Annotated in this window: 12 protein-coding genes; 4 read left to right on the forward strand and 8 right to left on the reverse strand. The window is 55.7% G+C overall.

The window, feature by feature from the left end; all coding sequences use genetic code 11:
- Positions 1–32: 32 nt before the first annotated feature.
- Both C2U54_RS15330 and ydgH read right to left on the reverse strand, forming a co-directional pair.
- Positions 33–1415, reverse strand: a complete 1383-nt coding sequence (locus C2U54_RS15330; RefSeq protein WP_103179410.1) for an amino acid permease — start codon at positions 1413–1415, stop codon at positions 33–35.
- A gap of 187 nt (positions 1416–1602) precedes the next feature.
- Positions 1603–2556, reverse strand: a complete 954-nt coding sequence (gene ydgH, locus C2U54_RS15335) for a DUF1471 family protein YdgH (protein ID WP_103179411.1) — start codon at positions 2554–2556, stop codon at positions 1603–1605.
- Positions 2557–3092: 536 nt separating this feature from the next.
- On the opposite strand from ydgH, the gene pntA reads away from it, so the two are divergent.
- The 3 genes from pntA to C2U54_RS15355 all read left to right on the forward strand — a co-directional run bounded on the left by pntA (position 3093) and on the right by C2U54_RS15355 (position 7249).
- On the forward strand, positions 3093–4622 hold the full coding sequence (pntA, locus tag C2U54_RS15345; protein WP_103179413.1) for a Re/Si-specific NAD(P)(+) transhydrogenase subunit alpha: 1530 nt from the start codon (positions 3093–3095) through the stop codon (positions 4620–4622).
- A gap of 10 nt (positions 4623–4632) precedes the next feature.
- Entirely contained in the window at positions 4633–6021 is a 1389-nt protein-coding gene (pntB, locus tag C2U54_RS15350) for a Re/Si-specific NAD(P)(+) transhydrogenase subunit beta (protein WP_103179414.1), read from the forward strand.
- A gap of 112 nt (positions 6022–6133) precedes the next feature.
- The gene (locus C2U54_RS15355; RefSeq protein WP_103179415.1) at positions 6134–7249 is read left to right on the forward strand and encodes a mechanosensitive ion channel family protein; all 1116 of its coding nucleotides are present in this window, start codon (positions 6134–6136) and stop codon (positions 7247–7249) included.
- A gap of 35 nt (positions 7250–7284) precedes the next feature.
- Here the strand turns inward: C2U54_RS15355 and uspE are convergent, their stop codons facing one another.
- The 6 genes from uspE to C2U54_RS15385 all read right to left on the reverse strand — a co-directional run bounded on the left by uspE (position 7285) and on the right by C2U54_RS15385 (position 14154).
- Entirely contained in the window at positions 7285–8235 is a 951-nt protein-coding gene (gene uspE / locus C2U54_RS15360) for a universal stress protein UspE (protein ID WP_103179416.1), read from the reverse strand.
- Positions 8236–8372: 137 nt separating this feature from the next.
- Positions 8373–9125 (reverse strand): fumarate/nitrate reduction transcriptional regulator Fnr, encoded by a 753-nt coding sequence (gene fnr / locus C2U54_RS15365; RefSeq protein WP_032617879.1) that lies wholly within the window; start codon positions 9123–9125, stop codon positions 8373–8375.
- Between the two features lie 182 nt (positions 9126–9307).
- Positions 9308–9823, reverse strand: a complete 516-nt coding sequence (gene ogt / locus C2U54_RS15370) for a methylated-DNA--[protein]-cysteine S-methyltransferase (RefSeq protein WP_103179417.1) — start codon at positions 9821–9823, stop codon at positions 9308–9310.
- A gap of 12 nt (positions 9824–9835) precedes the next feature.
- Positions 9836–11362, reverse strand: a complete 1527-nt coding sequence (abgT, locus tag C2U54_RS15375; RefSeq protein ID WP_103179418.1) for a p-aminobenzoyl-glutamate transporter — start codon at positions 11360–11362, stop codon at positions 9836–9838.
- 36 nt (positions 11363–11398) lie between these two features.
- Entirely contained in the window at positions 11399–12844 is a 1446-nt protein-coding gene (locus C2U54_RS15380) for a M20 family metallopeptidase (protein WP_103179419.1), read from the reverse strand.
- The gene (locus C2U54_RS15385; RefSeq protein WP_103179420.1) at positions 12844–14154 is read right to left on the reverse strand and encodes a M20 family metallo-hydrolase; all 1311 of its coding nucleotides are present in this window, start codon (positions 14152–14154) and stop codon (positions 12844–12846) included. Before C2U54_RS15385 ends, C2U54_RS15380 begins: the two co-directional genes overlap by 1 nt.
- Before the next feature lie 174 nt (positions 14155–14328).
- On the opposite strand from C2U54_RS15385, the gene C2U54_RS15390 reads away from it, so the two are divergent.
- Positions 14329–15237, forward strand: coding sequence for a LysR family transcriptional regulator (locus C2U54_RS15390; protein WP_103179421.1), 909 nt, complete (start codon positions 14329–14331; stop codon positions 15235–15237).
- Positions 15238–15523 lie beyond the last annotated feature (286 nt).

A 15523-nucleotide genomic window follows, 5' to 3' on the forward strand; every position in this document is an offset into this window, starting at 1 on the left:
TCCTTATCCGTTCGACGATGGGACGCGGTTGCTTATCCCATCAACATCCACGTTGCCGGTAATGCGGCAACCAGTAATAAGCCAATCAGCACGATTTCACGGCGCTTCAGCGCGTGCTGGAGCTGGTGCGTGCGACGGGCATAAATAAACACCAGCAGTCCCGGCGCATAGAGCACGACGGAGAGCAGCAGATGCATCGGTCCGGAGGCATACAGCAGCCATAAGCCGTAAATACAGGCGCCCATCCCCACGACGGTATGCATCGGTCGGGTAGCTATTTTTAACAAATATGCGCCCACCAGGAAATAGGGTACCAGAATCATCTCGGAGGCGATGGTTAACAACGTGTTATAGTCTGAACCTGTGAGCCAGATCAGCACCAGACAGATCTGCACGCTGATGTTGGTCAACCATAGCGACGCGGACGGCGCATTGTTTTTGTTCTGCTGCGCAAACAGACGCGGGAAGGCTTTATGGGTTGCGGCCAGGAACGGCACTTCTGCCGCCATAATGGTCCAGCTCAGATAGGCGCCGCATACAGAGACGATCAGACCGGCGGCAATCACTACCTCGCCCCAGGAACCCATCATTTTCACCATCAGGCCCGCCATCGAGGGGTTACGCATCTCCGCCAGCTCCGGACGCGCCACCACGCCCAGCGAGAGCAGGGTGACCAGCAGATAGACCCCTAATGCGGCCAGTACGGCCAGCAGCGTGGCGCGGCCAACATCGTGCTTATTGCGCGCCCTGGCCGAGACAACCACCGCGCCTTCCACCCCGATAAAGACCCACAGGGTGATCAGCATGGTGTTTTTCACCTGCTCCCAGACCGGGACACCCAGCGCCACGCCGGAAAAGTCCATGCTGAAGAGATCGAGACGAAACGCAATAAACGCCAGCACGATAAAGAGCCCCAGCGGCACCAGCTTCGCAAGCGTTGCGACCAGGTTGATGCTGGCCGCGGTCTGGACGCCGCGCAGTACCAGGAAATGCACGATCCACAGCAGCACCGAGGAGCCGACAATGGACTGCCAGGTATTGCCATCGCCAAAGAGCCGAAGTTCAGGGGAGTCGGTAAAGAAACTCAGCGCAGAGAAGACGATCACCAGATAAGAGACGTTAGCGATCACCGCGCACAGCCAGTAGCCCCAGGCGGAACAGAAACCCACCAGCTCACCAAAGCCTTCACGGGCGTAGGTAAAAATACCGCCGTCGAGGTCGGGACGAATGCGCGTCAGCAGCAGCATGGCGAAGGCCAGCAGCAGGATCCCGATGCCGGTGATCCCCCAGCCGATAAGCAGCGCAGACGGGCTGGCGACGGCCGCCATATTCTGCGGCAGACTGAATACACCCGCACCGAGCATGGAGCTTAAAACAAGCGCAGTCAAAGCGCTCAGGCCAAGTTTCTTTTCCATTGGCATCCTGTTTAAAAAGGGGTCGGTTCCAGAATAATTATTTCGTCGAAGCGCATAAAAATGGTGAATAACGCTAAGGCGCGGGATTTTACGGAGTGTTACGAACGCATGCAATGAGGAAGGGCCGAATTGTGGCGGTAAAGCGAAAAAAAAGGCGGCATAACGCCGCCTGAGTGAAACAGGTTACTTATTTGTACAGGTCAGCGCTGATGGTCATGTTATTACCGCGCTCCTGCCACTGGCGGGTGATGTGGTAATACTTGGCCCCTTTCTTCGCCGCACGCTTCGCCACCTGGTAAGAAATTTCGGTCATGTTGCCGTAGTTACCGGTGAATTTGATGCTGTCGAACGGAATCATCTGCGCGGCAGTGGCGTTGTTCAGCTCTTCAATTTTGGTGCCGTCGTTGAGAGTAACGCTGTAACGACCGCCTTTGGTGGTTTGGGTTTCAAAGAAACGACCCACACCAGCAACGCTGGCGCCTGGTGCAGCGCTGGTTGCCACGCCCGGGATTTCAACTTTCTTCGCTTCTTCGCCGCCTTTGGCAATGGCTGCGCGACCGGCATCAGAGTCAGCCGGGATAGCATCCGGACTCTGCAGGACACGTTTTTTCGCGTCTTTTTTATAGATGTAAGCAGTGATGCGCTGGTTACCGCCCTGGTTAGCATCGATCTGGCGAACGATGTAGTAGGCGTCAGCCCCTTTCGCTTTAGCGGCTTTGGTGATGGCGTCGTTCACTTCCGGCTGGCTGCGGTAGAAGCCCTGAATGGTGACGGTATCATACGGCTCAAGCAGAACGGCCTGATCTTTAGGCAGTTCCATCACACCGTTAATGACACGGTTTTTCACCTCTTCCGCTTTCGGGGCATCGGCTTTATAGAGCGCAACGGTGACGCGCTGGTTGCCGCTGCTGCCGTATTCGGAGTTATCCACGACGTAGAATGCGGCGGCGCCCTCTTTATCGGCACGTTTGGAGGCGGCATTAACTGCATCGCCAATTGCGTTAAAACGACCTACGATCGTAACGTGATCGTAAGGTTTCGTTGCAGCCGCTTGCTCCGGCGTTAACTCTGTCGCGGCATTGGCAGACAGAGCGGTCGCAGCAAGGAGTGCGGACGCCAGGAGAGTGTTCTTAAGCTTCATAAAAATAATCCTTCGCCTTACGCAAACCAGGTACTGGTGTAGTTGTTAATATGAAAACGTTGACGATTATTGCATTTAACACCCTCTGCTGTCTGCGCCATTTTTTGCGGTACCCGGCAAGGTGACGATCAATTTCCATAACCTTTAGAGATATGTTGAAAAAATACCCGTTTGACCACTAAAACTAATAAAGCATATAACTTTCACAAGTTGATTTAATGTTAATAAGTTGTTTCTGGCTGGCGCTATATCGTGTTTTTACCGCTTCGACTGAGCTAAACATCGGCCCTGACGAAGAAATAAAGGCAGATATGCCTGTCAGAGATGCAGATCACTTATTTTTGACAGTTAAAGACATAAAAAGTGTTTTCTTGCTGTGGATCACAGGCGGTATTTTCAGTAGGTTATAGAAAGTTTGTTACTGTTTTATTTTCTGCGGATATGCGTGAGTAACAGGTTAACGCCTGTTACCGTCGTTATATATCCGTGATGAATATTCGACAAACCATCATCAAAAACCGATGGAAGGGATTACTATGCGTATTGGGGTACCAAGAGAACGGTTTGCCAATGAAACCCGTGTAGCAGCGACACCAAAAACGGTGGAACAGCTGCTGAAACTGGGTTTTACCGTCGCGGTTGAAAGCGGCGCAGGCAAGCTGGCAAGTTTCGATGACGAGGCGTTTGTTCAGGCGGGCGCAGAGATTGTAGACGGCGCAAACGTCTGGCATTCGGACGTCATTCTGAAGGTCAATGCACCAGAAGAGGATGAAATTGCGCTGCTCAATCCGGGCACCACGCTGGTGAGCTTCGTCTGGCCAGCCCAGAATCCGGAGCTAATGGAGAAGCTGGCGGCGCGCGGCGTCACCGTCATGGCGATGGACTCTGTGCCGCGTATCTCGCGTGCGCAGTCGCTGGATGCCCTGAGCTCAATGGCGAACATCGCCGGCTACCGCGCCATCGTCGAGGCGGCGCATGAGTTTGGTCGCTTCTTTACCGGCCAGATCACCGCTGCGGGTAAAGTCCCACCCGCGAAAGTCATGGTGATTGGCGCAGGCGTTGCCGGTCTGGCCGCCATTGGTGCGGCGAACAGCCTCGGCGCAATCGTTCGTGCTTTTGATACCCGTCCGGAAGTAAAAGAACAGGTGCAGAGTATGGGCGCCGAGTTCCTGGAACTGGACTTCAAAGAAGAGGCGGGCAGCGGCGACGGCTACGCCAAAGTGATGTCCGAAGCCTTTATTAAAGCCGAGATGGCGCTGTTCGCTGCCCAGGCGAAAGAGGTGGACATCATTGTCACCACTGCGCTCATTCCGGGCAAACCGGCACCGAAACTGATCACCCGCGAAATGGTCGACTCCATGAAGGCCGGTAGCGTGATCGTCGATCTGGCCGCGCAAAACGGCGGCAACTGCGAATACACCGTTCCGGGTGTGGTCACCACCACCGCTAACGGCGTGAAGGTGATCGGCTATACCGATCTGCCGGGCCGTCTGCCAACCCAGTCCTCCCAGCTCTACGGCACCAACCTGGTGAACCTGCTGAAGCTGCTCTGCAAAGAGAAAGACGGCACGATCACCGTTGATTTCGAGGACGTCGTCGTGCGTGGCGTCACCGTGGTCCGCGAGGGTGAGATCACCTGGCCGGCACCGCCGATTCAGGTTTCCGCGCAGCCGCAGGCCGCCGCCAAGGCTGCTCCAGCCCCGAAAGAGCCTGAAAAACCTGCTTCGCCGTGGCGTAAGTACGCCTTGATGGCGCTGGCCATTATCCTCTTTGGCTGGCTGGCAGACGTTGCGCCGAAAGAGTTCCTCGGCCACTTCACCGTCTTTGCGCTCTCCTGCGTGGTAGGTTACTACGTGGTGTGGAACGTTTCCCATGCGCTGCATACGCCGCTGATGTCGGTTACCAACGCCATCTCCGGGATCATCGTGGTCGGAGCATTATTGCAGATTGGTCACGGCGGCTGGGTCAGTTTCCTGAGCTTTATCGCGGTACTGATCGCCAGTATCAATATTTTCGGTGGTTTCACCGTGACTCAGCGCATGCTGAAAATGTTTCGCAAGGGATAAGGGGTAACCTATGTCTGGAGGATTAGTTACCGCTGCATACATTGTTGCCGCGGTCCTGTTTATTTTCAGCCTCGCGGGGCTTTCAAAACATGAAACGTCGCAGCAGGGCAACAACTTTGGTATCGCCGGGATGGCGATTGCGCTGATTGCCACGATTTTCGGACCGGACACCGGCAACGTCGCGTGGATCCTGGTGGCGATGATCATCGGTGGTGCGATTGGTATTCGTCTTGCCAAACGCGTTGAAATGACCGAGATGCCGGAACTGGTGGCGATCCTGCACAGTTTCGTCGGTCTGGCCGCGGTGCTGGTTGGCTTTAACAGCTACCTCTATCACGAACCGGGTATGGAGCCGATTCTGGTTAATATCCACCTGACTGAAGTGTTCCTTGGCATCTTCATCGGGGCGGTGACCTTTACCGGTTCTATCGTGGCGTTCGGTAAGCTGCGCGGCAAGATCTCCTCTAAACCGCTGATGCTGCCAAACCGTCATAAGCTGAACCTCGCCGCGCTGGTGGTGTCGTTTCTGCTGATGGTGGTCTTCGTGCGCACCGACAGCGTGGGCTTGCAGGTACTGGCGCTGCTGGTGATGACCATCATCGCGCTGGCATTTGGCTGGCACCTGGTGGCCTCTATCGGGGGGGCCGATATGCCGGTGGTGGTTTCCATGCTGAACTCCTACTCCGGTTGGGCGGCGGCGGCGGCGGGCTTTATGCTGAGCAACGACCTGCTGATCGTCACCGGCGCGTTGGTGGGTTCAAGCGGTGCGATCCTCTCCTACATCATGTGTAAGGCGATGAACCGCTCGTTCATCAGCGTGATCGCCGGGGGCTTTGGTACCGACGGACAGACCTCCGGCGGTGACGAAGAGGTGGGTGAGCATCGTGAAATCAGCGCCGAAGAGACTGCCGACATGCTGAAAAACTCGCATACGGTCATCATCACCCCAGGCTACGGCATGGCGGTGGCGCAGGCGCAGTATCCGGTTGCGGAAATCACCGAACGTCTGCGTGCTCGCGGCATTAAGGTGCGCTTCGGTATTCACCCGGTTGCCGGGCGTCTGCCGGGCCACATGAACGTGCTGCTGGCAGAGGCGAAAGTGCCTTACGATATCGTGCTGGAGATGGATGAGATCAACGACGACTTCTCCGACACCGATACCGTGTTGGTTATCGGCGCCAACGATACCGTCAATCCGGCGGCACAGGACGATCCGAAGAGCCCGATCGCCGGTATGCCGGTTCTGGAAGTGTGGAAGGCGCAGAATGTTATCGTCTTCAAGCGCTCCATGAACACCGGTTACGCTGGTGTACAGAACCCGCTGTTCTTTAAAGAGAACACCCACATGCTGTTTGGCGATGCCAAAGCCAGCGTGGATGCGATCTTAAAAGCGCTCTAAGCCTCTCTTATCCACAGTGAATAAACCGCCCAACAGGGCGGTTTTCTTATTTCTGCCGCCAACGTATTCCATCTGTCTATACTTTTAACTTTGTGTAAAGGGAGGAGAGATAATGCGGTTTTTGTCCCACTTCGATTTTCTGGCGCTCATGATGACCCCCACGTTCTGGATTGGCTTCGGTACCGTGGTGGTGGTGACGCTTCTGGTTTACTGGCTGTTAAAGCGCATCATCACCTTTGTACACAAGGGGATCACCAACTGGGGCGATAAACATCCCACCACACGCCGGATGCAGCTGATCCTCACCGAGATGCTGAACAGAACCAGCCGGGTCATGCTCTTTGTGGTCGCTTTTCTTATCAGCCTGCGCTTCGTGGAACTTCCTGACCGCCTCTCCGGCACCCTTAGCCACGCCTGGTTCCTGGTGCTGGCGATTCAGGTGGCGCTGTGGATGGATCAGGGGGTGGTCTCCTGGCTGCGGCACGTCATGCTGGCACCGGGAAACCATAAAAACCCGGTGACTCTGGTGATCACCGGCCTGATCCTGCGGGCGATTGTCTGGTCAGTGATGCTGCTCTCTATTCTTGCCAACGCCGGCGTCAACATCACGGCGCTGGTTGCCAGCCTGGGGGTCGGGGGTATCGCCATTGCCCTGGCGGTGCAAACCATCCTGAGCGACGTCTTCGCTTCGCTCTCAATTGGGTTCGATAAACCCTTCGAAATTGGCGATTTCGTGGTGTTTAACGACGTGGCCGGGACGGTGGAGCATATCGGTCTTAAAACGACGCGTATTCGCAGCCTGAGCGGGGAGCAGATTGTCTGCGGTAATGCGATCCTGCTTCAGCAAACGCTGCACAACTATAAGCGTATGCAGACGCGCCGAATCGTCTTTACCTTCGGCGTTGCCAGCGACACGCCGCCTGAGAAGCTGCGCATCATTGGCGATAACGTGAAAAAAATCATCACCGATATCGGCGAAACGCGTTTTGACCGTGCCCATCTGCTCGGTTTTGACAAAGACCGTCTCACCTTTGAGGTGGTGCATATCGTCAACACCGCGGATTACAACAAATACATGGATATCCAGCAGGAGATCAATATCCGTATCCTGGAGAGCCTGAATGATGAAGGGGTAAAACTGGCTCTGCCAAGCATGGTGCTGCATGCACCGTGGATGAAAGAGGGCGAGAGGGCACAGCCTTCGACACAGCCTGTCACCGAGAGCTAGAAAAAAAGCCCGCCAATTGGCGGGCTTTTTTATGTTTAGTCGTCTTCGTCGTCGTCGAGCTCAACCGGGGTTTGATACTGATCGGGCTTGATGACCAGCAGATCACAGCGCAGATGGTCGATCACCTGTTCGGCGGTGTTGCCGAGGAAGGCGGCTGAAATACCGGTGCGGCCAATAGTGCCTAACACCACGATACCGGCCTGCAGATGCTCGGACAGATCGGGGATCACCTCTTCTGGCAGCCCTTTTTCGACATGGGTCAGTTTTTCATCGATACCAAATTTTTGCCGCAGGGATTTCATCGCCAGCAGATGCTGGCCGCGGATGGCGTCGTTATAAACGGTCGGGTCAAATTCCGGGAGTTCAATGGCTATGTTGATGGGCGTAACCGGATAGGCACCCACAAGGTGGACTTCGGTATGGTTGACCTTCTCGGCGAGATAGAGCGTCTCTTTGATCAGCTTCTCGTTGAGGGCGTTGTGGTAGTTCTCTTCGCTGGCGAGATTGACCGCCACCACCGCTTTACCGCCTTCCGGCCACGGCTGGTCTTTAACCATCCACACCGGGCACGGGCATTTGCGCAGCAGGTGCCAGTCGGTCGGCGTGAAAATCACCGCCTCGAGCTTGTCGTGCTGATGGGCCATTTTCAGGAGCAGATCGTGTTCGCCGCTCACCACTTCCTGGATGATGGCTTCAAACGGACGGTTATGCCACACCACCTTAATCTCAATGGGTACACCGGCATCAAGATAGAATTTTGCCTGTTCGCGGATCCAGGCCGTACGCTGGCTGATCACGCCCTGACGCATGGCGGTGCGTTCGTCAGGCGACAGAAGGGTGGTCATTTCGTAAGAAAAGTCATATATCGGCAGAAACGCTTTGATTCTGCCACCAATCCGTTGATGTAAATAGACAGCTCGTCGTAACGCCGGTTGATCGTCCTGATTAGGATCGATGGCCACCAGCATGTTTTGATACTTTGCCATACAGGTCTCCTTACTACTGTCACCACAGTCTGTAAGTAAAAGAGTAACCTATATATCTGAAATGAAACAGAGGTGAAGTTTTGCCAGATCAATAAATCAGTAAAATTACCGATCTGGCAAACAGAAGTCAGATGAATTTATGCGACGTTACGCGAGTGGCCCGCCAGCACTGCCAGCGCTTCACCATTCTCAATGGTGATGTATTTCCCTTTTACCGCCAGCATACCGCTTTTCTGGAAACGCCCCAGCAGACGGCTGATGGTCTCAACGGTCAGGCCCAGGTAGTTACCGATATCGCCACGGGTCATGGTCAGACGGAACTCACGAGGAGAGAAGCCGCGCTCGGCGAAACGACGGGAGAGGTTGTAGATAAACGCGGCCAGGCGTTCTTCTGCATTCTTTTTGGAAAGCAGCAGAATCATATCCTGATCGCCTTTGATCTCACCGCTCATCAGACGCATCATCTGCTGGCGCAGGTTAGGCATTTTGCCTGACAGATCGTCCAGTGTTTCAAACGGGATTTCGCAAACCATTGAGGTTTCCAGCGCCTGGGCGAAGCTCGGGTGGTTACCGGTGCCGATGGCGTCAAAGCCGACCAGGTCGCCCGCCAGGTGGAAGCCGGTGATTTGCTCGTCGCCCTGTTCGGTGATGGTATAGCTTTTAATAGTGCCAGAGCGGATAGCGTACAGCGACTTCAGTTCGTCTCCCGCTTTAAACAGCGTCTGCCCTTTCTGAATCGGCTTTTTACGCTCGATAATATTATCAAGCTGATCAAGCTCGTGCTCATTCAGGGTAAACGGGATACAGAGCTGGCTGATGCTACAGTCCTGACAATGGATAGCACAACCGCCAGACTGAATGCGTCGAATAATTCGCTTTTCCGGGATCATAGGTATGCTCAAGCCTTAATTGATATTGGTCAATTTTAACATCTTTTTTGACCCTGCGTAAGCCTGCTAAACCATCAATAAGGTCAAGAAGCGTGAATGTGTCAGCATCTTCTTGAAATTCCACAACTTGGTTGCGGATATTTCAATTAACTTAAGGAATATTAAGCACTAAAAGCCTGGAACTACAGGAGTAAATAGCCTTCATGACGCAGTAACCACTCTTTGCGCTGCACCCCGCCAGCATACCCGGTGAGGGTGCCGTTACGTCCGATAACGCGATGGCAGGGCACCACAATACTGACCGGATTGGAGCCGTTAGCTGCCCCGACGGCACGCGCCGCACCCGGGCGGCCAAGCTGTGCTGCCAGCTGCCCGTAGTGCATCACCTGGCCGCAGGGAATGGAACGCAACGCCTGCCACACCTCACGCTGAAAAGGGGTACCCGCGGTGGCGGTTGGCAGGGTATCGATAATGCTGAGATCGCCCTCGAACCAGGCGGTGAGCTTTTCGCTCAGCCCGCCCGGATTGCTGGTGCTGATGCGCTCGTAGCCCTGCGCCCGGTAGTGGATATTCAGCAGCTCCACCATCCGGTTGCTGTGCTCCTCCCACTCAACAGCCCGCAGGTTGAATTGCTCATCGGCAATGACCCACAGCGGCCCAAGGGGCGTAGCAATTTTGTCTTCGAGTAATCTCAGCATCTGGCACATTCCTTAGTTCAGTCGCGGGTAGACCCCTGGCCCGATAGGCAGGCCGACAAGATACCACGCCACCAGCATCAGCAACCATACCCCTAAAAAGATAAGCGGATAAGGCAGCACCAGCGAATAGTAGGTACCCAGTTTCGCCTCGGGCTTGTAGCGCTGCAGGAAGCCTAAAAACAGCGGCACAAAGGGGGAGACCGGCGCCAGCGGGATGACCGATGAATCCGCCACGCGAAAGAGGATCTGCGCAAACGCCGGATGGAAACCCAGCAGCATGAACATCGGCACGAAAATAGGGGCCAGGATCGACCAGATGGCCGAGCCGCTGGCGATAAACATGCAGAGCAGGGACGACAGCAGCGCCAGGCCCACAAACGCCGGCACGCCGCTCAGCCCGGCACTCTCCAGAATATCGGTCAGCCCCACCGCCATAAATTTGCCCATGTTGCTCCAGTTAAACATGGCGACAAACTGCGCCAGCGGGAACACCATCACGATAAACCCGGCCATCTCCTTCATCGGCTCGATCATCAGCTGCGGCAGATCGCCCTGACGACGCACCTTGCCCGTGGCGATGCCGTATGCCAGCGAGACGACAAAGAAGAAGAGGATGATCAGCGGCACGATGCCTTTGATAAACGGCGAAGGCAGAACGGTATGTTTCACCGGATCGCGCAGGATACCGCTCTCCGGCACCACCATTAGCGCAATGGCGGCGATAAAGAGCAGCGACACCACCCCAGCCACCCGCAGCCCCCGGCGCTGCTCTGGCGTTAATGCATCCAGCTTTTCATCGCTGTTGCCTTGCCACTTGCCCAGACGCGGCTCCACGATCTTATCGGTGATCAGCCCCCCGACAAGGGTCAGCACAATCACCGAGCTGGCCATAAAGTACCAGTTGTCGATCACGCTGACGTGCATCGCAGCATCGATGGATTTTGCCGCTTCGGTGCTGATACCGGAAAGCAACACGTCGGTGGTGACGATCAGCAGATTGGCGGTAAAGCCACAGCCGACCCCGGCGATGGCCGCCAGCAGACCCGCCACCGGGTGCCTTCCCACCGCAAGGAAGATCAGCGCTCCCATCGGGGGCATAATCACCAGCGCGGCATCCGATGAGATATGGCTAAAGAAAGCAATAAACAGCACCATATAGCTGGCGTAACGCGCGCTGACGTGGGAGGCCATCTTGACCATCAGCGCAGGCAGCAGGCCGGAACGTTCAGCCAGACCCGCTCCCAGCACCAGCGCCAGGATGGCCCCCAACGGCGCGAAGCCGCTGAAGTTTTTAACCACGTTCGGTAAAAACCAGTGCAGACCTTCAACGCTGAGCAGATTCTTTACCGCCACCATGCTGCCGTCAGCCGGATTACGGGCGCTGACGTCAAAGGCCGATAATATCGCGGTAGCGACCATCAGAATCACAATCAAATAGATAAAAAGCAGGAAAGGATGGGGCACTTTATTACCGATCCTTTCAACCCAACCATAGAGCTTGCCGGATGGGGAATGCGAAGGTATGGATGACATACTCATGGGCGTTCCTCGGGAGTGTTGTGTTGTTGTGTTTTATTATTTTAAAGGTGACGGTGTCACGTTTTCTGGAATCGGGCAAACGTACGGTTTTTCAGTGATTTGTTGAGTAAACTCCTCGCGGCAGGCGGCGAGCAGCGCCGGATCCTGAAGAAGCGCCAGGGCTGTTGCGCCCATCACTTTGCCCGCCTGGAGCATGCCTTTATGGGCGATGGAGGTGCGGCCCTGGGCAACCAGCTGCCAGGTATGTAGCGGCGTGCCCACGGTAAAGCAGGGGCTGAAGCACTGGGCAACCGGCATTTTCCAGCTCACATCACCCACGTCGGTGGAGCCCGCCAGTACGTTATCGGTGATGGCATAAGGGGCTACCTCGTCAATCAGCAGGGTCTGCTGATGGCGACGGGCAAATGCTTTACCCGCTTCACCCCCGGTGGCGGCGATATTTTTCAGGCTGTTCTGCAGATCGTTGTCGCTCAGCGTGGCGCGGATCTCCGCCGCGAAGGCGCGCTCCTCGTCGCTCCACTCTGGCGTACCGTAATGCTGAACGGCGCGGTACATGGCGGCCTCCAGGGTGCGGTTAGGCAGGTAGCTGGAACAGGCCTTTTCAAAGCGTCGCTCCACGGTGGTTTCGGTCATCAGCGCCGCGCCCTGGGCTATTTTTTCGATACGCTCATAGATCTGCTGCGCGTCAGCCATCTCCGGGGCGCGGATCAGATAGAGGACTTCCGCCTGGGCCTGCACCACGTTCGGGGAGATGCCGCCGGTATCGGTGATGGCGTAATGGACCCGGGCTTTTTCAATAATATGTTCATTGAGAAAATTGGTGCCGGTGGTCATCAGGGTGACGGCATCCAGCGCGCTACGGCCAAGATGCGGGGAGTTCGCTGCATGGGCCGCGGTGCCGTGAAAACGCCATGCCACCTGGATGTTGGCCAGGGTGCTGACGTTAAACATCCCGGCGAACGCTTCGGGGTGCCAGGTAACGGCGGCATCCACATCGTCGAACAGCCCCTCGCGCACCATAAAGGTCTTTCCCGATCCGCCTTCTTCGCCGGGGCAGCCGTAAAAGCGCACAGTACCGCTGCCACCCTGCTGCTCCAGCCAGCTTTTTACCGCCACCGCGGCTGCCAGCCCGGCGGTGCCGAGCAGGTTATGCCCGCAGCCGTGGCCGTTGGCTCCCGGGGTATCGCTTTGCGGGGTGGCGCAGTGCGCCTGCTGGCTTAATCCTGCCAGGGCGTCATACTCCCCCAGAACGGCGATAACCGGTTTCCCCTCGCCGTAGCTGGCAATAAAGGCGTTCGGTATGCCACCGGCCTCCCGGGTCAGGGTAAAGCCCGTCTCTTCCAGGGCGCTGGCAAGCCGTTCGGCAGACCAGAACTCTTCGAAACGGGTTTCGGGGTGATCCCAGATCGCATCGGCAATGGCGGTAAACTGCTGCGCGCGGGTGTCGATGGCATCCTCAACAAAACGGTAAATTGACTGCATTACACACCTCGCGTCCACGGGAAGTTAAGCGCGGTACGCGCCAGGGTTTCGATGGCAATCAACATCACCGTCTCATCGAAGTCGAATTTTTCGTTGTGGTGTCCGGCGCTGAGGGTGGTGCCAAATACCATATAGGAGGCAAGCCCGCCGTTTTGCTGGACCCGGGCCATCATCAGGGTGGCATCTTCGGAGCCGGCAGGGGCTTTCACCTTATCGATGGCCTGCTCAACGCCTGCCACCTGTTGCGCCTGTTCGCGTAAGTAGTTGACCCACGCCGGGGACGGCGTACTGGAGGTGGCTGCACCCATCAGGCGCAACTCGCTGCTGACGCCATGCATCGCCGCCGCACCGTCAATCACCGCTTTGGCGCGCGCAAAGACGTAGTTGTTAATCGCTTCGCTCTCGCCGCGGGTCTCCACTTTCAGCAGGGCGCTGGCGGGCACGACGTTACGGCCGCTGCCCGCCTGCATCACGCCGACGTTAACCCGCGACGCACCTTCGCTGTGCGGGGCGATGCTGTGCAGGCCGATCGCCGCCTGGGCAGCGGCCAGCAGGGCGTTGCGTCCCTCTTCAGGCTTGCCGCCCGCATGCGCCGCCACGCCGGTAAAGCGCACGTCGAATTTGGTGGTGGCCATAAAATTATCGCTGCCGCAGATGACGGTGCCCGCAGGCACGCCGGTGCCAATGTGGATGGCGGTGAAATAGTCCACGCCGTCGAGCGCGCCTGCCGCCACCATCGCCCGTGCGCCGCGGGTACCCTCTTCGGCAGGCTGGAAGATCAGTTTGATGGTGCCGTTGAGCTGCTCGCGGTACTGCATCAGCAGATGCGCCAGTCCAAGACCAATGGTGGTATGCCCATCGTGGGCGCAGGCGTGCATCATGCCGCCGTTACAGGAGGCAAAACCTTCCCGGAAGGGAAGATGGTCGTTGTCGCGGGCTTCATCAAGATCCAGCGCGTCCATGTCCACGCGAAACGCCAGCGTCGGCCCGGGGCGGCCCGTTTGCAGCGTGGCGACAATACCGGTAAAACCGCCTTCAAAGGCGCTAAGCCATTTTTCAGGCGCGCCTTGCTGACGCGCGCGGGCAAAGGCCTCTGCCAGGGTGGCGTCGTCTGGCAGGCCCATCCGGGTGTCGGCATCGACCACATCCCGGCCCATCGCCAGGTCATAGCCTAGCTGATCCAGTATCTCTGCGACCTTTGCCGCGGTGCGGAACTCGACCCATCCGGATTCAGCAAAATGGTGAAAATCGCGTCGCCACGCGGTGAGTTGGGGGAAGAGGGCCTTCAGGTCCTGCGCCAGTCTCTGCATTTCGTTTCCTCTATCATAAGAATGTGTGAACTGCTTCACACTGTGATAGTTTTTACTTATCACTAACCGTTTTTTCACAGATTTAACCGTTCGTGGCTTACCCTCGCACAATCAATTCCATTACAGTAGATGACAGTTTCTTTTCTCTGATAAACAACGGTTATCGGTGCCGACATGACATTTCAGGTAAAATTTCACCAGCTGCGGGCGTTCGTGGAAGTGGCAAAACAGGGAAGCATTCGGGGAGCCAGCCGGGTACTGAACCTGTCGCAACCGGCGCTGACCAAATCGATTAAAGAGCTGGAGGAGGGCATCGCGGCGCAGCTGTTCATCCGCCGCAGTAAAGGGGTGACTCTCACCGAGTGCGGAGAGAGTTTTTATCAGCATGCCAGCCTGATCCTCGAAGAGTTACGCAGCGCCCAGGATGATATTCGTCAGCGACAAGGCCAGCAGGCGGGGCAAATTAATATTGGCATGGGCGCCAGTATTGCTCGTTTGTTAATGCCCGCGGTTATCAAACGCTTCCATCAGCAGCATCCGCAGGTGAAGGTGCGGATTATGGAAGGGCAATTAGTGTCGATGATTAATGAATTACGCCAGGGCGAACTCGATTTCACCATAAATACCTATTATCAGGGCCCTTATGATCATGAGTTCACGTTTGAAAAATTGTTTGAGAAACCGTTTGCGATATTTTGTCGTGAAGGTCATCCGGCGACTGGCGCTAAATCAATTAATGAGTTACTGAAATACAGCTGGACAATGCCAACGCCGCGCGGCAGTTATTATAAGCAGCTGGAAGAGATGTTTTCTCATCGCCAACAAATCCCGCATATTGGCGTGGTATGCGAAACGTTTTCATCAAGTATTAGCCTGGTGGCCCACAGTGATTTTCTCAGCATTTTGCCGCAGGAGTTGGGCTGCGACCCGCTGCTGGCACAGCGTCTGGTCATGATCCCGGTAAAAGAACCTTTACCAAAAGCCACCTATTACCTGATTCAAAGAAGAGATTCCCGACAGACGCCGTTGACCGATTCATTAATCACACAATTCAGGCGCCATGCCCGGCAGGTTATTTCTTAACCACATTCACCTTAAAAAAATGGAGCCTGTCGACATCCAACAGACCCCACAGTACACACAGCATTGCTCCACATGCGACTCTGCTTATTGTTTCCATAGTGCAGATACCTTTGTATATATCATTTTTTTGACAATAATACAGATAAGAAAGCGCCTGGTTTTTAAAAGTTTTACCTAAGTCATAAAGTTTATCATTAATAAAAATAAACTTAAGTGCGCTTTAATTATTAATTAAAATAACTGTATTTATTATTATTTTCTTACTGGTTGTTTTTTGGCCGTGCAG

This window comes from Leclercia sp. LSNIH1, from assembly GCF_002902985.1.
In the GTDB taxonomy this organism is placed as follows: domain Bacteria; phylum Pseudomonadota; class Gammaproteobacteria; order Enterobacterales; family Enterobacteriaceae; genus Enterobacter.